The 19,432-nt window shown below is 35.2% G+C and carries 20 protein-coding genes and 1 tRNA gene; 10 read left to right on the top strand and 11 right to left on the bottom strand.

Annotated features, from left to right (window positions below):
• Positions 1-271 precede the first annotated feature (271 nt).
• Positions 272-1,555 carry a C4-dicarboxylate transporter DctA gene (dctA, locus tag AC2G3J_RS11270; RefSeq protein WP_336953076.1) on the bottom strand — a complete coding sequence of 428 codons (1,284 nt, stop codon included), beginning with the start codon at positions 1,553-1,555 and terminating at the stop codon, positions 272-274.
• Between the two features lie 290 nt (positions 1,556-1,845).
• Between dctA and AC2G3J_RS11265 the strand changes: the two genes are divergently transcribed.
• Positions 1,846-2,385, top strand: a complete 540-nt coding sequence (locus AC2G3J_RS11265) for a type 1 glutamine amidotransferase domain-containing protein (RefSeq protein WP_336953074.1) — start codon at positions 1,846-1,848, stop codon at positions 2,383-2,385.
• Positions 2,386-2,431: 46 nt separating this feature from the next.
• On the opposite strand, the gene AC2G3J_RS11260 is transcribed toward AC2G3J_RS11265, so the two are convergent.
• The 3 genes from AC2G3J_RS11260 to AC2G3J_RS11250 form a co-directional block, all read right to left on the bottom strand.
• Positions 2,432-2,704 (bottom strand): putative quinol monooxygenase, encoded by a 273-nt coding sequence (locus AC2G3J_RS11260; RefSeq protein ID WP_419327403.1) that lies wholly within the window; start codon positions 2,702-2,704, stop codon positions 2,432-2,434.
• A 106-nt stretch (positions 2,705-2,810) separates the two neighbouring features.
• Positions 2,811-2,887: transfer RNA gene (locus tag AC2G3J_RS11255), tRNA-Ile, on the bottom strand.
• Positions 2,888-3,455: 568 nt separating this feature from the next.
• The gene (locus AC2G3J_RS11250; protein ID WP_336953072.1) at positions 3,456-3,602 is read right to left on the bottom strand and encodes a hypothetical protein; all 147 of its coding nucleotides are present in this window, start codon (positions 3,600-3,602) and stop codon (positions 3,456-3,458) included.
• 319 nt (positions 3,603-3,921) lie between these two features.
• Between AC2G3J_RS11250 and AC2G3J_RS11245 the strand changes: the two genes are divergently transcribed.
• On the top strand, positions 3,922-4,089 hold the full coding sequence (locus AC2G3J_RS11245; protein WP_336953070.1) for a hypothetical protein: 168 nt from the start codon (positions 3,922-3,924) through the stop codon (positions 4,087-4,089).
• 805 nt (positions 4,090-4,894) lie between these two features.
• Here AC2G3J_RS11245 and AC2G3J_RS11240 read toward each other — a convergent pair.
• The 3 genes from AC2G3J_RS11240 to AC2G3J_RS11230 all read right to left on the bottom strand — a co-directional run bounded on the left by AC2G3J_RS11240 (position 4,895) and on the right by AC2G3J_RS11230 (position 7,315).
• A complete protein-coding gene (locus AC2G3J_RS11240) occupies positions 4,895-5,128 on the bottom strand; it encodes a DUF2171 domain-containing protein (protein WP_336953068.1) in 234 nt (77 codons plus the stop codon).
• 210 nt (positions 5,129-5,338) lie between these two features.
• Complete coding sequence (locus AC2G3J_RS11235) at positions 5,339-6,445, bottom strand: OmpW/AlkL family protein (protein WP_419327406.1); 1,107 nt, start codon at positions 6,443-6,445, stop codon at positions 5,339-5,341.
• 441 nt (positions 6,446-6,886) lie between these two features.
• Complete coding sequence (locus AC2G3J_RS11230) at positions 6,887-7,315, bottom strand: MAPEG family protein (protein WP_419359284.1); 429 nt, start codon at positions 7,313-7,315, stop codon at positions 6,887-6,889.
• Positions 7,316-7,937: 622 nt separating this feature from the next.
• On the opposite strand from AC2G3J_RS11230, the gene AC2G3J_RS11225 reads away from it, so the two are divergent.
• Together AC2G3J_RS11225 and AC2G3J_RS11220 are read left to right on the top strand one after the other, a co-directional pair.
• On the top strand, positions 7,938-8,501 hold the full coding sequence (locus AC2G3J_RS11225) for a 1-acyl-sn-glycerol-3-phosphate acyltransferase (protein WP_336953062.1): 564 nt from the start codon (positions 7,938-7,940) through the stop codon (positions 8,499-8,501).
• Positions 8,502-8,607: 106 nt separating this feature from the next.
• On the top strand, positions 8,608-9,357 hold the full coding sequence (locus AC2G3J_RS11220; protein WP_004821088.1) for a YebC/PmpR family DNA-binding transcriptional regulator: 750 nt from the start codon (positions 8,608-8,610) through the stop codon (positions 9,355-9,357).
• 55 nt (positions 9,358-9,412) lie between these two features.
• Here the strand turns inward: AC2G3J_RS11220 and AC2G3J_RS11215 are convergent, their stop codons facing one another.
• Both AC2G3J_RS11215 and AC2G3J_RS11210 read right to left on the bottom strand, forming a co-directional pair.
• Positions 9,413-9,886 carry a GrpB family protein gene (locus tag AC2G3J_RS11215; RefSeq protein ID WP_336953060.1) on the bottom strand — a complete coding sequence of 158 codons (474 nt, stop codon included), beginning with the start codon at positions 9,884-9,886 and terminating at the stop codon, positions 9,413-9,415.
• A 162-nt stretch (positions 9,887-10,048) separates the two neighbouring features.
• Entirely contained in the window at positions 10,049-10,522 is a 474-nt protein-coding gene (locus AC2G3J_RS11210) for an Lrp/AsnC family transcriptional regulator (RefSeq protein WP_336953058.1), read from the bottom strand.
• 299 nt (positions 10,523-10,821) lie between these two features.
• Here AC2G3J_RS11210 and AC2G3J_RS11205 point away from each other — a divergent pair, with 299 nt between their 5' ends.
• The 5 genes from AC2G3J_RS11205 to AC2G3J_RS11185 all read left to right on the top strand — a co-directional run bounded on the left by AC2G3J_RS11205 (position 10,822) and on the right by AC2G3J_RS11185 (position 14,371).
• Positions 10,822-11,604 (top strand): HesA/MoeB/ThiF family protein, encoded by a 783-nt coding sequence (locus tag AC2G3J_RS11205; RefSeq protein WP_483769991.1) that lies wholly within the window; start codon positions 10,822-10,824, stop codon positions 11,602-11,604.
• A 39-nt stretch (positions 11,605-11,643) separates the two neighbouring features.
• The gene (locus tag AC2G3J_RS11200; RefSeq protein ID WP_336953054.1) at positions 11,644-12,942 is read left to right on the top strand and encodes an ABC1 kinase family protein; all 1,299 of its coding nucleotides are present in this window, start codon (positions 11,644-11,646) and stop codon (positions 12,940-12,942) included.
• Between the two features lie 109 nt (positions 12,943-13,051).
• Complete coding sequence (folB, locus tag AC2G3J_RS11195) at positions 13,052-13,432, top strand: dihydroneopterin aldolase (protein ID WP_483769990.1); 381 nt, start codon at positions 13,052-13,054, stop codon at positions 13,430-13,432.
• Entirely contained in the window at positions 13,389-13,820 is a 432-nt protein-coding gene (locus AC2G3J_RS11190; protein ID WP_270382165.1) for a 2-amino-4-hydroxy-6-hydroxymethyldihydropteridine diphosphokinase, read from the top strand. The genes folB and AC2G3J_RS11190 overlap by 44 nt, the downstream gene beginning before the upstream one ends.
• Positions 13,821-13,846: 26 nt before the next feature.
• Positions 13,847-14,371 (top strand): COG3650 family protein, encoded by a 525-nt coding sequence (locus AC2G3J_RS11185; RefSeq protein ID WP_483769989.1) that lies wholly within the window; start codon positions 13,847-13,849, stop codon positions 14,369-14,371.
• Between the two features lie 154 nt (positions 14,372-14,525).
• On the opposite strand, the gene coq7 is transcribed toward AC2G3J_RS11185, so the two are convergent.
• Together coq7 and AC2G3J_RS11175 are read right to left on the bottom strand one after the other, a co-directional pair.
• Positions 14,526-15,161, bottom strand: a complete 636-nt coding sequence (coq7, locus tag AC2G3J_RS11180) for a 2-polyprenyl-3-methyl-6-methoxy-1,4-benzoquinone monooxygenase (protein WP_419820507.1) — start codon at positions 15,159-15,161, stop codon at positions 14,526-14,528.
• A gap of 2 nt (positions 15,162-15,163) precedes the next feature.
• Positions 15,164-16,483, bottom strand: coding sequence for an MFS transporter (locus AC2G3J_RS11175; RefSeq protein WP_483769988.1), 1,320 nt, complete (start codon positions 16,481-16,483; stop codon positions 15,164-15,166).
• Positions 16,484-16,658: 175 nt separating this feature from the next.
• Between AC2G3J_RS11175 and AC2G3J_RS11170 the strand changes: the two genes are divergently transcribed.
• Positions 16,659-19,403 carry an autotransporter assembly complex protein TamA gene (locus AC2G3J_RS11170; RefSeq protein ID WP_483769987.1) on the top strand — a complete coding sequence of 915 codons (2,745 nt, stop codon included), beginning with the start codon at positions 16,659-16,661 and terminating at the stop codon, positions 19,401-19,403.
• Positions 19,404-19,432: the final 29 nt, after the last annotated feature.

The raw sequence follows: 19,432 nt of genomic DNA, 5'->3' as shown, positions 1-19,432 counted from the left end.
CAGCCCAAATAATGCGAATGATTCATTTCCTTATGTTTTCTGGAATGGTCTTTGATTGAGGACTTTAATTTAAGGAAATGCATGATTCATAAAAAACCATTTCAGTGACTCAATGCTGAAATGGCTTATGATGAAATATGTGTGCTTAAGATAGCGTTAAAGGATTTTATCTAAAGCGTATTGTGTTGCTAATAGTGCGTTGGTTATGTAGTGCATTGGTTTTGCTACAGAATAAAACTCTAATTTTTCCCCACTATGTGTTAATTGCGTTTTAATTTCCCAATTCATTTTTTGCCCAGTTCGGATCATCTAACATTTGATGTACACGTTTCTTATCAACATCATTTTCCCATACACCAATCACTAAAGTTGCGACACAATTACCAATCAAGTTGCTTACTGCTCTTAAAATACCAATCAGCCAATCCACTGAAAGGATCAATACCAAGCCAATCGCCGGGATAACAGGAAAGCTGGATAAAGTCGCAGCAAGTACAACGATCGCTGATGCAGGAATGCCATGTGCTCCTTTTGAGGTAAATAAGGTGATTAAAAGAATCATGATGAGGTCTGAAATTGTGAGGTGAACCCCTGTCGCTTGCGCGATAAATACAACAGCAAGGGTGAGATAAATTGAAAAGCCATCTAAGTTAAAAGAGTAACCCGACGGAATGACTAGGCTTACAGTGGAGTCTTTTATCCCTAATTTTTTTAGTTTATACATCACTTGCGGTAATACCGAATCAGAAGATGATGTGCCACATACAATGGTGATTTCCTCTCTAAAATAGCGAATGAGCTTAAAAATATTGAAACCTAAGAGTCTTAATACCAGACCAAGTATGACGATCACAAAGAAAATCACAGTTGCATAATAAATTAAGACCAAATAGCCCAAATTAAGTAAAGTTTCTATTCCAAATTTTGCCACGGTAAAAGAAATTGCACCAAAAACGCCTATAGGGGCCAGTTTGATGATGATGGACATGATTTTAAAAATAACTTGAGATATTTTGTCAATAAAAGAGGCGACAGGATCACTGACATCTTTAGACAGCATAGATAATGCAACGCCAAATAAAATTGAAAAGACAACCACTTGCAGAATATCATTCCCTGTGAATGCACCTACCGCAGTCTGAGGAATCATATTTAAAAAGAAATCAGATACACCTGTAACTGCATGGATATTTTCATTGTACTTGGTCATTTGGGACGCATCTAAAGTCGAAATATCCACGTGCATTCCATGTCCAGGTTTAAATATGTAGGCTGCGGCTAATCCTAAAATTAAAGCGATAGTGGTCATGATTTCAAAATAAATCAGCGTTTTTATTCCCACTTTCCCAGCTTTTTTTAAGTCTCCTGCACCATAAATTCCTAAAACAATGACGCAGAATATAAGCGGTGCAATCAGCATTTTGACAAGTTTGACAAAGCCATTACCAAGCACTTGAAAATTGATCGCAATATCAGGCAAAAAGTAACCAAATAAACAACCAATCACCAATGCAATCATTACTTGTAAAAATAAAGAGCGTTTAATAAGCTTCATTGAGGAGATTCATAAATAAAAGGTCACTTGAAAAAGCAATAGTTATGCCATTTTTGAATGAATAATTTTTGGTTTTTGCTGTGGTTTTTGTTATTGCGATATTTGATCTTTTGATACATAGACTGCTTAATGCGGTTTTCGATTATTTATAGATTAAAAAAAATAAAAAGGATATATAACAAGCCTTAAAACAATATCCTAAAACATTTAACAATAAGAAGCTAAAACTTGTACATGTACAATCGCATTTTTTGTTAGCTTGAAATATACCGTATTGTTGGAGTAAGAAAATGACTAAAAAAGTACTATTCATCACTTCCAATTCTGGCGTTGAGCATGATGAGCTTAAAAAACCTTTGGACTTTTTGACGAGCAAAGGCATAGAAAGCATACACGCTGCAATTGAATTAAACGATGTACGAACCGTTGTTCATGATGATGAAAAATCGGTGTCATATAGTCCGCATGCGATTTTGGAAAAAGTAGATCCAAGTGATTATGATTTGCTGGTTATTCCAGGGGGAACGGTCAATGCCGATCAATTGAGAATTGATGAGAATGCTAAGAAAATCATTCAATCCTTTACTGACCATAAGAAACCGATTGCTGCCATATGTCATGGACCATGGGCTTTAATCAATGCAGAAAGAATTAAAGAGAAAAATTTGACTTCATATAAAAGTATTCGTATCGATCTAGAGAATGCAGGTGCAAACTGGATAGATGAAGAAGTTCATCGTTGTAATACTGGTGGATGGGTACTCATTACATCGCGTAGTCCAGATGATATTCCTGCCTTTAATGAGGCGATATTAAAAGAGTTGGAATAAGTGAATAGAGCAGGCTAAGCAAAGTTTAAACTTTTGAGATAGCCCTTTAATCGAGGGTTATTTCATATAATCTTTGAATATTTTGGGTTTTAATTCCCCACACAGAACCTGATATTCTACGTTGATGTTTTTCAAAACTTTGTCGATTCTCAAAAACTTCATGAACATCCCAAATTAAGGGATTTGGAGTTTGTTTGACCTCAAAAGAAACGCAACCTTCTTCTTGTCTGGTTAATTTGATATGTTCTGGAAGAAACTTAATTATAATATTTAATTCTTGTTCAGAAACACAGATCAACTGACCACTTAGCTTAACCATCACATTCTCATTGATAAAATCTAACAAATTGTTTTATGTAGTAGTAAGGTTAGTTTATATATTAAAAAACCACTTAGGATTAATGCACCTAAGTGGTTGTCTTATTTGGTGGGCCCGCCCAGACTTGAACTGGGGACCAACGGATTATGAGTCCGCTGCTCTAACCAACTGAGCTACAGGCCCTTTATCAAGTGAATTGATTAATTATCAACTACTTGGAACGTCAGCAATACTATCTAAGATTTTAGAGTTTATCAAGTTTTTTTTACAATTAGACTGTAGAGAATAGCTTGATATAGTATTTAGCATTGCGACAGCTAGTGATTCTATATAGGTCAACACCAAGAGTAAAGCTGACAAAGACATTTATTGATCAATCGGAGCCTAGTTATACGATTTATCGAGTCAATGAGTTGATTGACTTTGTTGTAGGTGTGAATACCAACTATAAAACTTATAAATATCGAGAGGAAAAGTCTACAGTTGCTACAGCAAACGAAGCTTTTATAAATTACTCCAATTTAAAGTTTCTTAAATCAAAATCAATCATGGGTTATACATTCAAAAATAGAACGTTTTAAAAAGTGTGGTATTGAAATTGTGATTAGCATCTTAATTAAAGATTTTTTATTTTAATAGTATTTCAATTAATTCACTATTAGAAAAGCAAGGAAACACCTTGCTTTTCTTAGTTTAATTTAAGCACTTCTAAAATGCTAAGCTTATAAAAATAGCTAAAAATTACGCTAACTTAGCCTTGCCAACTCGCAAGCATATAGATCGCAATCGCAAGCAAAAATAGACCCACCAAGAGTAAAATATATTTAGGGATCCTACGCTTTTCTTGTGCTTTTTCTGACCTTTCTTGAGCGGTTGATGGGTTGTTATCATGTTGCATATTAACCTCTAAGATTTATCAAGTGATTAATTTATATGGTGGACTAATCTCAGTACTACTGTGTGAATAAATGTTGTTAAAAAGTGAGCAGTGTGGATTGAATGAAATTTTAAGTATTGAATGAAATGATACTTTAAAATAAGGGCTAGTTATTTTAAAAATAAAAAACATAGTGTTAATTGATATTCTATATTGATTAAAAATAAATAAGCACGACTTAAATTCACAAGTACTTACAACACTAAACAGCGAATAAAATAATCCATGCTATAAAAACTATGTTTATATCTATTATTTATCGTTATATGGAGAAGTGATTATGCCTGTAGGAGATAAATCTGCATATACTGCAAAGCAGAAAAGACAAGCCCAACATATTTATGAAAGTGAAAAAAAACAAGGTCGTTCGGATGAAGATGCGGAACGTATTGCTTGGGCGACCGTAAATAAGCAGGATGGAGGTGGGAGAAAATCCCGCCACTCTTAACTGCTTAAATCCACTTCGGTGGATTTTTTTATTTGTTAGATAAACTGCTAACTTTGAAAAATTAAATAATAGAGTTATAAAGATGTTTTTTAAAACTTATATAGGATTATTTATGGGTATTTTTTTTAAATATTAAGCCGTTAGTCATTATCAATTGCTACTCATAATTTCTAAAATGGAAAATATATCAAAATGTAAACAGGGCAAATATTAAGTATAATTGACTTAGACAGATGTAAAAGTAAATACTTAGACCTGCATGCGGATCTAAATACAATGATTGAAGAAGATTCTAAGTCAGAAATATAGCTGCTTGTTATTAGTTTAAAATTAATACGGATCACTTGAAAATTAGTTTCTATCTCCTATAACAAGCTAAAAAATGATAATGATATGTATTCTTGATTATGTTTAAAGGAAAAAGCTTCGATAATTTTTTAAAATTTAGCTTCTCTATGTTTATGGTTTTAACCTTTTGTGCGCTCGGCATGGCGATCTATCAGAAATTCACAGGTCAAGTAGATAAAATTGTTTTAGGTTCAGCTCTAAACTTTATGTTTTTTGCATTTTTGCAAAATATCAATAGGAAATTCAATACTTGGAGAACCGGCTTGACCTTATCAATGAAGATGAAAGACAGCGCCAATTGAGATTGGATGAGGACACGAAAGTCTTAAAATAAGGTTTAATCAAATATAAAACGCTCGATGAAATTCATTGAGCGTTTTATATCAAATAAGTTTCAATCTACTGTACAATGAAACACATATAAAATTGAATATAACTCAGTTGTAATCGGCCAAATCTATACTTCTAGCCAAGTGTCTTTGACCTCTTGAGAATCTTTAGTTAAGATAACTTTTTCGCCTTTTATCTCACCAACCCAAGATGTTGGTATAAGATGATGATGTCCATCTCCATGTTTGGTTAGCTTGATTTGCTCTGCACCAACAAGGTGATCTACCTCACCAACTTTGGTTCCACAAGACGCAATAACATCGGCATGATTCTTAATACTTTCAACATTGATAGAAGTCATTTGATACTTTCCTATTGAAATGTGATTTGAATATTTACCTTATATGAAATATTTGGGTGAGTCTTGGTCTGAAATGAAAAGGCTACAAGACAGTCAAAATAATTACTTAATGAATTAAATTTTATACATGGTAATTTTTGAAATTAATTATAAATGAAGCCATTACATATTTTAAGTTGCTGTAATGGCTTCAAGTTCTAACAGATAGGCTTAGAAACGATAACCTACACCAAGGTAAGTGATCAGTGGATCGATCTCAATTTTAGTTTTAGCCTGAATAAGCTTGGCATTGTTATTGGTATTAAGGACAGTAATGGTTGCCGTATTGTCTAACTTCGCATAAGAAATAGAGGCAGTTGCAAACCAGTTTTGTTTAAAGTCATAGGTAAAACCAGCTGTAACAATGGGCGCAATGGTATCAGTAGCATCTACTTTAACTTTCATATTGCCGCTCGATGGTTTTCCCTCCAAAGAAGCCCCAGCTTTACCATCATGAATATTTTGAATCATATGTCCAGCACGTATCAAATCATTTTCAATTCCTGAATTGATTTCGATATCGTTGAAGTAGGCATACATTAAACCAGCACCTACAAATGGTCTAAACTTATTGACACCAGATTTACCAAAATAGTACTGTGCTTGTATTGCAGGCGTCCAAGCTCTAGCAGATGCGGCAGTGTCATAACTATCCAAGTCTGTAATTAAAAGATTGTTTTTTAAATATAAATCGCCCACTAGGCCCTGAAGTGGTTGTGAAGTCGCTGAAAAAGGTGCATAGACAGTTCCTTTACCTTTTAAGTCAACTTTTGGGGGAATCCCAGCAATCAATTGAACGGCAACATTGTCTGTGACATTATAAGTAAACATCATACCTAGCGTGTCTACATCTTCAACTTCCAAACCAGCATCTGCAGACCAGTGGGCAATTCCATCGATTTCAGCAATTCCTGTTAATTGGTCTATTAAGGTTGGATCTTCTGCCATGATTACATCTAGCAGGTCATCAAATAAATAGCGTCCTTCTTCATTACTGGGTGCATTGAGTAAGCTAATTAGGTTGGGGTCCATCGCATCAATGCGAGATTGATCAACATTATCTAAAATGGTTTTCCCTGAAATTACACCTACGGAAGCTTTAGTACCATCACCTACAGAAGTATTGATTCTAAAAGGTTGTGCTTTCCCCATTGATGACATATGCAACCAACCTGAAGAAACCGAGAAGCGTTTAAAATCTTCAGCTTGGCTGATTCCCGCAATACAAAATAGTGAGGTTGTAACTATGACTTTTTGAAAGATCTTTTTTGTTTTCACTTGAATTCATCCTTTTTAAATACAATCACTGTCTTCTTGACAAATGAGACTATTAAAATTACATAAAACAATCAATAAGTAGAGTAAAAACTCTAATTTAGAAATAGCATTAAGACTTAAAAGCTAATAAATAATGGTTGAAAAGTATTATAAAAAACATAAAATCATAGAGTTGTTTAAAAACAATTTATTTGTAGGTATATTTTTTATATAAATAAAGTATTACAAAATAGTGACATAGTTTTACTTTTTGATAAATTTACTTTACTCTTAATTATATTAAAAAAATTACAGGATAAATTAGAAAATCTAAATTTAATTATTATTCATGAAATCTTTTTAATTAATTGTCGATATAAATTTTATTATTTTTCAAGATCTAAAATACAACTTAAACTAAAATAGAAAATGATAAATAAATGCCTATTGATTTGCATTTATTTAAAATCCAATACATCTCATCACGATTTTAATTGCCAAAAGAATGAGGCAGATTATTCCAACAGCATAAGAAATACTGCGCCATGGTTGAATTGCACTGAGATAGGTGACTGTATGTGTGAATCTTGCAATCGTAAAAATACAAAATACCCAGACAATAAAATCACTGTTTAGGTTTAATGCAATACAAAGCGCTCCAAGCACCCAAAACACGGGAATATTTTCTAAATCATTTGCCCAAGCTTGACTCGCTCTAACTACCAGCGGCAAGTCTTCTGGCCTAACTTTTACACTGACAAAATTAGCGTCTTCGGTATTTTTAAACGCTTTATTCTTAATACGGTGAAATCCTTGATAACAAGAGATTGCAAGCATTTTAAGAAAAAGTAAGATTACACAAAATGCATAGATATGCAGTAAATTATTCATAGGTACTCATTTATTGGTATGCTTAAGATGTATTTAAATAAGTATATCTATTTAAGGTGACTTGTAATTCTTTTAGAGTAAAATATTTTTACGTGGTTTAAGATTCCCATCTTCATCAATATTGCTTAGATGATTGCGGTATAAGATGATACATTTAAATTTGTGAATATCGAGCATGATTAATAAGGAGTTATTTTTATCGCTTTTCTAAATAAATTTAAATGCTTTTCACCTGTAAATCAAAATAAAAAATAAGGCAATTATGCGAAAAAGGAGCATAAAAATTTTGCAATTATTTTACCTGAAAACTCTTCCGTCTGGGGGTGTAATTAGGATTAGAGGAGTTGAAATGATTTAATCAAGATAGAAAAAATCAATTAAATTTTTATACAAATTAAATTTATTTATTTTTTATTGTTAATTTAGAATTTGAATTGAGTTAAATGTACTGTAAGGCGTTTAACAATTTTACATTTTTAACTGACTATTTTTGTGTGCAAAACAAGTGTTTAAAATGACAAAAATAAATATATAAATGTAAAAAATAAGCACAATAGAGATTGTCTTTTTAAGCTTTTACTTGGACAATTCGCAAATTCTGATTTTATTATGTTAGGTAGTTATGAAAAAGTTGTTGGGAGAACTTACTTTTAAGCTCTCAGGTTGGTCCTATGAAGTTAATCAAAGTGTATTAGAAAAAAAACAAGTGATCATCGGTTTTGAACATACCTCCATGATGGATGCAGTATTGTCATTGGCAATTTTTCAAATTCATGACCTTAAAATCCATACTTTAATTAAAAAAGAATTATTTAAAGGTCCATTGAAACCATTTTTAGAAAAAATTGGTGGCATTCCTGTAGATCGTAAGTCAAACAAAGACGTCGTTTCACAAATGGTTGATCTATTTCAGAGTAATGACGAATTTAATTTGGTGATTGCGCCAGAAGCGACTCGTGCAGAACGTGGGCAAGCTCGTAAACCGATTCGGACTGGTTTTTGGCATATCGCAAAAGCAGCTGGTGTTCCTATTGTTTTGATGTATGCAAACTCAAAAACAAAACAAGGTGGAATCTTTGGAAAGATTTACCCAACAGATCTAGATCAAGACTTAGCAGAAATTAAACGTCTATATAAAGAACATACAGGACTCGATATTATGATTCCTGAGGCAAAAAATTCTTAATTTGCATTAAATCTAAAAAATAAGCACTTTCTCATAAAAAAGTGCTTATGGTAGAATTGTCGCAATTTGATATGGCATAAAGCCAATCTACAGGAGCATATTTCGCATGGCGGGTCATTCCAAGTGGGCCAATATTAAGCATCGCAAAGCAAAACAAGATGCAAGTCGTGGTAAAGTTTTTACCAAATATATTCGTGAATTAACCACAGCAGCAAGACTTGGCGGTCCTGATGTGGGAAGTAACCCTCGTCTACGTGCTGTTGTCGAAAAAGCACTTTCAGTGAATATGACACGCGACACGATCAACCGTGCTATTCAACGTGGTGCTGGTGGTGAAGACAACGATGACTTAAAAGAAGTCACTTATGAAGGTTATGGTGTTGGTGGTGTTGCGGTGATTGTAGAAACCATGACAGATAACCTTAATCGTACTGTGCCTGATGTTCGTCATTGTTTTTCTAAAACCAATGGTAACTTAGGTACAGCAGGCTCAGTGGCATATTTGTTTACCAAACGTGGTGAGATTACTTTTGAAGATGTTTCTTTAGAAGACAAAATCATGGATGTGGCTTTGGAAGCTGGAGCTGAAGATATCGAAGTGAACGAAGATGAAATCTTAGTAATCACTACACCTGAAAGTTTTGGTGATGTACAAGATGCATTAACTGCTGCTGGGTTAAAATCAGATAATGCAGAAGTGGTTATGAGTCCATCTACAAAAGCATTGATCGCTGATGTGGATCAAGCAAAACTCATTGTTAAAATGATTGATATGTTTGAAGATCTTGATGATGTTCAAAACGTATATACCAACGTTGAATTCACAGATGAAGTATTGGCTGAATTAGACAGTTAAGTCTGATTTAAGTAGATAAAACGCACCTTGGGGTGCGTTTTTATTGAGAGAAAATTTATTGCTGATTTAAAACAGAGGAAATAAATTTATTTTTTTCAATCCGGTAATCGATCATATCTAAATTTTCACAACGCTTTTTTAGATCATTGTAAGTTTGCACCAGTTTAGAGGACTGCCTGAGTGTATCTCTAAATTTAATAAATGACTCAAATTCAGAACCATTAACAACAAGTTGAAAGGCGACATCATCACCATTGAGCGATTCCAACATACACAATTGATCTGTTCTCAGTGTTTCTAATTTCTCTTGAAAATTTAATCGATAAAGTTTTTGAATTGCATCATTAAATTCAGATTGATCCACTGCAATATAAATGTCTAAATCTCCTTTAGAGATTGCATTGGGAATCGAAGAGGCACCAATGTGCTCAATTTTTGCATTGATTAAAAGTGCATTGATTTGAGTTTTATAATACGCAAACCGTGCATTACATTGGGGTTGATATTCTTCAGCTAAATAAAATCTCATAAAAAGATCCATTCAAATACAATGTGATATCTTTGATTCTAAATTCTACCTTTCTAAAACATCATAAAATAAATGTTTAAGACCAATGAGAGTAGCTTTACTTTATTGGTTTTAATTTGGTTGGATGCACCATGCAAAAGCTAAACTGGTTCAATACAAAATTTAAATTCGATTGAGTAGGCCAGTACAATTAAACACATGTTTATATTCTTTAATCACGAAGCTTGAATGTAGTGCAACCACATGCTCAATTTTACCAATTCGCTTGAGTAAAATTTCACTGTAATTCTCCATATCTTTTGCGATCACTTCGACAAGGAAATCGGCGGTTTGCCCAGTCACTAAAAAGGCGTTAATCACTTCAGGGATGTTTTCGAGTTCTTCTAAAAATTTAGCAAAGGTATCTGTGTCATGTTTACTTAGGGAAATTTGTAAAATGACATGTAATTTAAAGCCTAACTTTTCAAAATTAATATCACGCTTTAGATTGGTCATGATATCGGTTTCGATCAAGTGTTTGATACGACGATGAACAGAACTTACAGATAGGTTAATACGTTCTGACAATTCATTTAGATTGATGTCTTCATGAGTTAAAATTTCTAAAATTTGTTTGTCGTAACGATCCAATTCCATATTTTTATCCAGCTTGAAAAAATTTTCTGTATTAATGTAGATTGATTTTTATATTTTTTCAATATTTGAATGAATTTTGAGAATAAATATCATAAAAATATAATTTATAGAAAATGAATCAGTTTAATTCTGAAAGTATTCTGGGTTGGTCCATATCCTAATGCACTTGCGAATGGGCTGTTGAAAACATTGAGCTAATTGATAAAGCTTAATCACAAGGATTGAAGCTTATTTTTAGTTATTTCTCATCTATAAAGTTTTTACTTTATACTGTTTAAAATTGAAAAGTTTATCCACCAATGCTTGAACATGATCTAGAACTTACCGAATCTGAAATGCATCTCTATTCTCGTCAAATTTTACTTGATGGTTGGGATATTGAGGCACAGGAAAAATTAAAACTCGCCAATGTACTGATTGTTGGTTGCGGTGGAATAGGGTGTACCACTGCCGAATTGTTGGCACGTGCAGGTATTGGGAAAATTAGTCTGATTGATGCTGATACAATTGAAATGAGTAATTTACAAAGACAAATTGCTTATGTTGAGCAAGATGTAGGATTTTATAAAGCAGAGATATTGGCCAAGAGATTGCAAACAATTAATCCTTTTATCCAAGTAGAAAGTTATATCAGTAAATTGGATGAAAATAATGCGCAAGCTTTGATTGCTCAGCAGGATTTAGTTTTAGATGGTTGTGATAACTTTACCACCCGTTATCTGGTGAACCACATTTGTACCCAGCTGCATGTTCCATTGATTAGCGCTTCTGCGATTGGTTTTCAAGGTCAGCTTTTTATGGTTGAAGGTGGCTCAGCTTGTTATGAATGCTTATTTCCCAAAGCGCAACAGCATAATGAAAGTCTTCGCTGTGCTGACTCAGGTGTATTAGCCACCACACCCAATGTCATGGCAAGTTTACAGGCACATCATGCTCTTCTATTTTTAGGTTTAGCGAAAACCCCATTGAAGCAAAAACTGTTGCTATGGGATGGGTTAACAATGAAACAACGAATTTTAGCCTTTGAAAAAGATAGAGATTGTACAAACTGTCAGGCAAGCCATACTGCAAATGCTGATTAATTTGCTACACTTATACAAATTCAATTTAATGTTGACATTATGAAAAATAATATCTTTTTAGATGGTCTACGTTCAGTTGCCCGAGTTGGGGAAACTGCTGTTATCGCGGCCAAAGCAGGTATTAAATATGCCACTGAAAAACCAAGTAATGCCAAACTGATGCGTGAAACCTTTGAATCATTAGGCTCAACTTATATTAAATTGGGTCAATTTATTGCCAGTACGCCATCTTTATTTCCTCGTGAATATGTTGAAGAGTTTCAAGGCTGTTTAGACCAAACGCCTTATTTACCTTTTAGCTATGTTCAGGGCGTGTTGGAACAAGAATTTGCTGGGCGTAATTTAAGTGAAATCTTTGCATCTATCGATGAAAAGCCTCTTGCTTCAGCATCTATTGCCCAGGTTCATGCTGCCAAATTGGTGACTGGTGAAGATGTTGTAATTAAAGTGCAAAAACCTGGTGTAGAAACTATTCTTTATACCGATTTAAATGTATTGCACTGGGCAACCAAGGTTTTGGAAAAAGCGATTCCAAAAGTAAAATTTGCTTCATTGGCAGATATTGTTGATGAAATTAAAACACGTATGGTGCGTGAAGTTGATTTCATTGAAGAAGCACAAAATTTGGATGATTTTGTGAATTATCTCAATGTATCTCAAAACACGGCAGCAACAGCTCCAAAGGTCTATCATCAATTTTCAACACGCCGTGTACTCACCATGCAACGCTTGTATGGTGTGCCACTGACTGATTTTGATGTAGTCAGAAAAGTCGCGAAAGATCCATCTCAAGTGCTGATTACCGCCATGAATACTTGGTTTGGTAGTTTAATGTTATGCCAGTCTTTCCATGCCGATTTGCATGCGGGTAATCTTATGTTACTTGAAGATGGCCGTATTGGTTTTATTGATTTTGGTATCGTAGGACAGTTAAAACCTGAAGTTTGGCAAGCATGTATGGCATTTATGGATGCTTTGCAAAAGACAGATTACACGTTGATGGCTGAAAATATGTTGGGTATGGGTATGACCAGTACTCAAGTCGATACTCAGGTTTTGGCAGAAGATTTAGAGCGTCTATTTAGTGGGGTACTACTTGCAGATCCACAAAAAATTATGACGTCTAATCCATCAGATTTAAATGACATCATGATGGATATGGTGGGTGTAGGCGAGCGTCATGGTATTCGTTTCCCACGAGACTTCGCGTTATTATTTAAGCAAATGCTATATTTTGATCGTTTTATGCGTGTTCTTGCGCCATATACCGATATTTATGCTGATCAACGTTTACAGATGGTGCAAAATATTGATCCTGTGTCACTGTTAAAACATTGATATAGATGTTTTCTCCTTGTGGAAAAGTGGCTAGGTCTGATTGTATAATCTTGCTTGGCCCTTTTTTTAAAAGGGTATTTTTTATTTAAATTGAGAATTTATAAACGTCATGGATGCAATTATCATTGAAGGGTTAAAAGTTGAGACTGTGATTGGCTGCTTCAATTGGGAACGGCAAATTATCCAACCTTTAATGTTGGATCTCCATATTCAAACCAGTTTAGAACAAGCTTCTAACTCAGATGAATTAGTCGATACGTTGAACTATGCTGAAATTTGTGAAATTTCTGCCAAAGTGATTCAGGATGCTGCACCAAAATTGATCGAACATGCGGCCAAATTGGTGTTGAATACGCTTTTCTCTACCTTTCTGCCTATTGAATCGATTATGATTACGATCCGTAAGCCTGCCATTATCCCGCAAGCAAATTCTGTAGGAATTCGTCTTGAACGACACCGAAATGATATTCGCCCTAGCTCTAGCGAGTAATCGCGATCCACAACAAAATTTTCAAAAAGCATTTGCTCAGATTGCCCATTTGGGAATGGTGTCATTTTCTCCAATCTATTTAATTCCATGCCGTGATGGAATTGGTGCAGATTATTGGAATGCTGCATGTTTGGTTCAAAGTCAGCTGTCTGTAGATGAAATGCTGTCTCTATTAAAAAAGATGGAAGCAGACTCAGGTCGTGTACGTCCATCACATCAAATTTCCTTGGATATTGATCTCATTGCATGGGGATCTCATTTAACTGCAATGCAATTTAATCCAAAGAAACTACCATTGGCGTTAGATGTTAAAGTACCGATGTCTGATCTTTGGGAAGATGCATTATTCACACATTCCACAGATCAATTTCCAGTTATCATTTTATAGTTTTTAAAATAACTAGGTTAAAAACAATGTATTTTAAGCCCTTGGCATTATTCAGTTGTGTGCTTTTATTCAGTGCATGTCGCCATTTACCTAAACAATCCGTTACACCAGCACAAGCTGTAAGTGAAGTGCAAACCTTGCAGCAGCGGGATAACAACCTGAAGCAAAAAGTACATGCCTTTACACAAGATCAAACTTTATTTGATGTGGCTTTTGATGATCTCAATCAAGATGGGCAAGATGAAGCCATCGTGCTTTTAAAAGGGTTAGATTGGTGTGGGTCTGGTGGTTGTACAATGCTGATCTTTCAAGGCAAACCTAATCAGCAGTTTGACTTTTTAAATAAGACAACCTTGGTGAATACGCCAGTTTACTCTACAACATATATACATAATGGATGGAAGCAATTACTGGTCTATAGCCGAAAGCATGGGCAAGTTATGTTGAAGTTTGATGGAACTCAATATCCGTTAAATCCATCTTTATTGCCAGTCGCTACAGTAAAGTTAGCACCCAATACAGCTAAATTTCTTTTGGGTGTTGCTGACTAATTTTTTATGTGTAACCCACATCTTTATATCAAAATGTGGGTTACACGGAATCCTTGCATTAAAATTATTTTGACTTCTTTGCTGTAAAAGTGATGCGAATAAAAATGCTAAAAAAGCCCAGAAACTAGACTTTTAAATCAGTTAAATCATGTTGTTAGATAAAATAACTGGTCTTGGTCATCAGTTTGGAAATTGCAGTCATGGTGATCTTCACTGGAATAGGCAGCTCGACACCACCAGCAGTTAATGCTGTATCACGATGATGCAGTTCATCTTCATTCATCTGCACCAATATTTTACGTGAGCGCTCGTCTTGAGCTGGAAGCTGACTGATATGGTGTTGTAAATGTAAACTGACTTGGCGTTCAGTTTCAGCCACAAATCCTAAACTATATTTATCACCTGCAATGCCCGCAAGTGCACCCATACCAAAAGAAAGACCATACCATACAGGGTTAAGCAAACTGGTATGACTGTCGAGTTCTTTTAGGCGATCTTCACACCAAGCCAAATGATCTTGTTCTTCAATCGCTGCAAATTCCATTTCACGACGTACATTTGGAAGTTTGGCTGTTAATGCTTGCCCATGATAAAGTGCTTGTGCACAAACTTCACCACTATGGTTAACGCGCATTAAACCTGCAACATGACGTGCTTCGCTGACAGCTAGTTTGGTTTCGACTGCATTGGATGGATTGCTTCTTTGTGCTGAAGTTGCACCAGGTACTAAACTTCTTAAAGCTTGGTCAAAAGAATTGATCAATTTATCGATGCCAGTAAATTGACGCATAATTAGTCCTCCAAAGAAACCTGAGTTGTCGCTATTAATGGTTTTAAACGAATTAATAACCAAGTACTAAAAATAGCACTCAGCACAGCTGTGATACAGAATAATATTTTAATGTCTATTTTCAAAATACTTAAGATGAGAATAGAAAAAATTGCAGATGAAACCATAAATATTGCATTAAAGATATTATTTGCCGCAACCACACGTGCACGGTGTGATTTAGGGGCATAGGCTTGCATCATCGCATAAAGTGGAACGATATAAAAACCTCCACTTATACCCAATAAAGTGACTGCAAACATCACATGATAATAAATTGCCCCTGAGTTAAACATATCAGAAATCGCAATCAGATCACCAGTTCGTTCTGGAACAAAGGCCAAACTACCTGCCAAATAAAGCGCAAATACCGTTAAGCCAATTGCACCAAGCGGTACCATTTTGATATTTACTTCTGCACCACCAATTTTACGACACAACAATGAACCTACACCAATTCCGACAGAAAAAAATGTAAGCAATAAACTGACGACATTTTCATTGGCATGCAGATTTTGCTGTGTTAACTGAGGAATTTGTGTGAGGTATGTTGCACCATAAAACCAGTACCAAGAATTACCTAAAAGTACGATAAAAATTAACGGTAAACTTTTAGCATAACGAATGGTTTGGAAACTGGTTCGAAAGAAATTCCAATCGATTTCAAAGTCTTCATTTGACATAGATTGTGTAAGGATAAAACGACTGGATAAATAACCCACCACTGCAATAGATACGATGGTTAAGCAAATCCAGATCATATTGCCTTGTGATAGCGAAATGACTGCACCTCCTAAAATCATCCCAATTAGAATCGCAATGGATGTGCCTGACTGAAACAAGGCATTACCAGACATCAGTTCATTCGGTTTTAAGATTTCAGGCAAAATCGCATATTTGATTGGTCCAAAAAAAGTACTATGCGTACCCATTAAAAATAAAGCGAAGAGTAAAATCCAAAGATTGCCCAATAAAAAACCCGCTGAGGCAATCAGCATGATAATGATTTCTAAAATTTTAATACTTCGGACTAAAAATGAGCGTTCGTATTTATCTGCAATTTGACCTGCGGTCGCAGAGAAGATGAAATAGGGTAGAATAAACAGTAATGCAGCGAGATTGTTGAGTGTGCTGATATTGGCAGACTGATGATGAATCCAACCATAGGTGATGACGAGTAATAATGATTGTTTATAAACATTATCATTCAGGGCGCCAAAAAACTGGGTAAGGAACATCGGTAAAAAACGTCGTGTCCCTAAAATATGCTCATTTTTTTCCATTGTAGACGACTTCATTTAGTTATATATAAGAAATGTGTTGAAATGGTAACTATCTCTCAAAATCATGTATCATGTTTTTAACTTAAATCATGTGTAAAACCAATTGGTTTGGGTATTTGAAAGATTTTTAATAATTGATCTTTCTACAAATAAATTTAGGTCATTCGAGCTTGGTATGCCAGCAAAAATTAATTTTAAAAAATCTGTGCTTTCACATAGTGTACATTTACACTTTGACCGTTATCATATCAATAAACTGATATGTTCAAGTGTTTTTTTAAGTGTTTTTGCAATCCCTGTCAGTTATGCCGATCAAATACAAAGCAATCAGAATTTGACATCAAGTTCTGAAACTATCAGCACAAATTCTGAAAAAATCAGCAATACTCAAGAACAATTAGAATTGGCGGCCATTCAGCAAGGTGTATCAAACGAAAAGATCGACCAGTTAGATCAAAAAATTCAACAAGCTCAACAAACTGATCAAGTTGATAGTGTTAAAATGCTTGAACAACAAGAAAAAAATATGGGGGTGCAAGAGGATTTTAAGCCGATCCAATTTGAAGATCTTGAAGAGCTACCTGCTGTCGCGGTGGATCAATCGTTGGCAAATGAAATTTATAAAGTTGCAGAAGAAGCGAAAACAGATGCACAGAATTTTCGTAATGGTGTGATCAAAGAACCTCAAATTGAAGTGGCTAATGCGACCCAACAAGAATTGAATGAAATTACGCAAGCGCCGGTCAATGTTGATGAACTTATACAAACTATTCGTGCAGACAACAAAATTTCTGTAGAAGAAAATCAATCGGGTAAAACTTTGGTTGATAATACACAGAGTAATACTGATGAAGAAAAGGCTAAACCTGGCTTCTTTAAAAGTTTAGTCAATAAAATTCGTGGACCACAAGACAACGGTGTACCAATTCCAAAAATCGGTGTCTCAGTGACGGGTGCGCCTGCGGTTCTTGCAACTAATTTAAAAGCAAAGTTAGGCACCTTTACCCAAGAAGCATATTCTGATTTTAACGGTTCAGTACCACAGTTGAGAACACTCGCTGTACAGGCTGCCCAAGCGGTGGGCTATTACAATGCGGAATTCAAATTTAGCAAAATTGATGATACTCATTTAGGCGTTAAAGTCACGCCACATGATCCAGTCAAAGTGGCTGAACAAAATATTGAGTTTACTGGGGCAGGTTCTAAACTGGCACAGTTCCAAGTTATTGGCGTACTTCCTGATTTAGAAGAAGGTGATATTCTCAATCACGGCGCCTATGAATCTACAAAAAGCCGAATTGTGGATGCAGCCTCAAATAACGGGTTTTTTGATGGTTATTGGCGTTTACATGATGTCAAAGTTGAGCAACCGCAAAACAAAGCCAAAATTGATTTAAAATACGAAACGGGTGATCGTTATAAATTGCAAGATGTGGAGTTTAGAATGAGTGATCCTTCTAAGCCACTCCCGATTGATTTAAAAATACTAAAAACCTTAGCACCATGGGAAGATGGAGCGGATTATACCGCATGGCGTGTCAATGGTTTGGCCAACAACTTAACCAACTCGCGTTATTTTAACTATACCTTGGTTGATGCGGTTAAGCCGGATGCAATTGTAAAACCACTTGAACTTCCCGCAGACCTGCAAGCCTTAGTGGACCAGCAGAAAATTACTGAAACTACATTGTCTGCTCAAACCAATGCAGATAAAGCACATTTGTCAGATAAAGAAGTGACTCAAAATGTGGTCAATGAAAATCAGTTTGCGGGGACGCAAGGGGAAGAAGTCAATCCAAACTTAAAGCAGCTTCAAGCGCAACAGAAAGAAAAAGAATCAGATGAAGATCTACTCAAAGATCAGGCTCGTGAGAATAAAAAGATCCCAGTGATCGTGACCTTAAATGCGGACCGCTTAAACAGCTTAGAAACGGGTATTGGTTATGGGACGGATACGGGCGTCCGTTTACGTGGTCAATATAGACGTGCGATTGTCAATCATCTGGGACATTCTTTTGATGCCAATATGGAATTGTCAGAAATCCGCCAAGCTATTGATGCTCGTTATAACATTCCTTATAAACATCCATTAAATGATTACTTTAGTCTAGTTGCAGGTTATGAACGCGAAACTCGTGATGGTATTGGTAATGACATGGACTTGGTCATCGAGTCTGCTGTTGCTGGGGTTGACCGTATTATTAAAGGTTCAAGAAAAGAGTGGCAACATATTCTAGGTGTGCGTTACCGTTTAGACCGTGTCACTCAAAATGGCCCTGTAGATATTGCCAATATTCCTGACGCTTTTTTAATTCCTGGCTCTAATCAAGAACAACAGTCATTGTTATTGGGTTATGAAGCAACCAAAACAACCAGTGATAATCGTATCAATCCAACACGAGGATATAAACAAAGTTATAAAATTCAGCTTGGAAGTCAATCCTTACTTTCAGATACTGATATGGCAATTACGAGCGCGGATTGGAAAGGCTTATATTCGTTCGGTGAAAATGATAATCATCAGTTTGTAGGTGGCTTAAATGTTGGTTATATTTTTGCTAAGGATTTTGAAAAAGTTCCTTATAATTTAAGATACTTTGCTGGTGGCGATCAAAGTTTACGAGGTTTTGACTATAAGAGCCTCTCCCCAACAGAATATGGCTATAAAGTGGGTGGTCAAGGTTTGGCTGTTGGGTCATTGGAATACAATTACCAATTTAAAGAGGGTTGGCGTGGAGCTATATTCAGCGATTTTGGTAATGCTTACGATAAATCATTTAGTAACGATACCCAATATAGCTTAGGCTTAGGAATACGTTGGAAGTCACCAATTGGTCCGATTCGTATTGATGTTGCATCAGGTGTTTCAGATCCTGCACATCCAATTCGACTGCACTTCTTTATTGGTTCACAACTTTAATTAACTAAAAATATAAGAGAAATACTGGA

This window comes from Acinetobacter legionensis, from assembly GCF_057165765.1.
This window is presented reverse-complemented; position numbering and strand designations above follow the sequence as displayed.

Excerpts from the sequence above, each read along its gene's own strand:
- AC2G3J_RS11245 (WP_336953070.1), top strand. The coding sequence starts at position 3,922 with ATGCCTGTAGGAGATAAATCTGCATATACTGCAAAGCAGAAAAGACAA.
- AC2G3J_RS11185 (WP_483769989.1), top strand. The coding sequence starts at position 13,847 with ATGTATTTTAAGCCCTTGGCATTATTCAGTTGTGTGCTTTTATTCAGT.
- AC2G3J_RS11260 (WP_419327403.1), bottom strand. The coding sequence starts at position 2,704 with ATGGTTAAGCTAAGTGGTCAGTTGATCTGTGTTTCTGAACAAGAATTA.
- AC2G3J_RS11205 (WP_483769991.1), top strand. The coding sequence starts at position 10,822 with ATGCTTGAACATGATCTAGAACTTACCGAATCTGAAATGCATCTCTAT.
- AC2G3J_RS11265 (WP_336953074.1), top strand. The coding sequence starts at position 1,846 with ATGACTAAAAAAGTACTATTCATCACTTCCAATTCTGGCGTTGAGCAT.
- AC2G3J_RS11225 (WP_336953062.1), top strand. The coding sequence starts at position 7,938 with ATGAAAAAGTTGTTGGGAGAACTTACTTTTAAGCTCTCAGGTTGGTCC.
- coq7 (WP_419820507.1), bottom strand. The coding sequence starts at position 15,161 with ATGCGTCAATTTACTGGCATCGATAAATTGATCAATTCTTTTGACCAA.
- AC2G3J_RS11220 (WP_004821088.1), top strand. The coding sequence starts at position 8,608 with ATGGCGGGTCATTCCAAGTGGGCCAATATTAAGCATCGCAAAGCAAAA.
- AC2G3J_RS11250 (WP_336953072.1), bottom strand. The coding sequence starts at position 3,602 with ATGCAACATGATAACAACCCATCAACCGCTCAAGAAAGGTCAGAAAAA.
- AC2G3J_RS11200 (WP_336953054.1), top strand. The coding sequence starts at position 11,644 with ATGAAAAATAATATCTTTTTAGATGGTCTACGTTCAGTTGCCCGAGTT.
- AC2G3J_RS11170 (WP_483769987.1), top strand. The coding sequence starts at position 16,659 with ATGCCAGCAAAAATTAATTTTAAAAAATCTGTGCTTTCACATAGTGTA.
- folB (WP_483769990.1), top strand. The coding sequence starts at position 13,052 with ATGGATGCAATTATCATTGAAGGGTTAAAAGTTGAGACTGTGATTGGC.
- AC2G3J_RS11240 (WP_336953068.1), bottom strand. The coding sequence starts at position 5,128 with ATGACTTCTATCAATGTTGAAAGTATTAAGAATCATGCCGATGTTATT.
- AC2G3J_RS11215 (WP_336953060.1), bottom strand. The coding sequence starts at position 9,886 with ATGAGATTTTATTTAGCTGAAGAATATCAACCCCAATGTAATGCACGG.
- dctA (WP_336953076.1), bottom strand. The coding sequence starts at position 1,555 with ATGAAGCTTATTAAACGCTCTTTATTTTTACAAGTAATGATTGCATTG.
- AC2G3J_RS11230 (WP_419359284.1), bottom strand. The coding sequence starts at position 7,315 with ATGAATAATTTACTGCATATCTATGCATTTTGTGTAATCTTACTTTTT.
- AC2G3J_RS11210 (WP_336953058.1), bottom strand. The coding sequence starts at position 10,522 with ATGGAATTGGATCGTTACGACAAACAAATTTTAGAAATTTTAACTCAT.
- AC2G3J_RS11175 (WP_483769988.1), bottom strand. The coding sequence starts at position 16,483 with ATGGAAAAAAATGAGCATATTTTAGGGACACGACGTTTTTTACCGATG.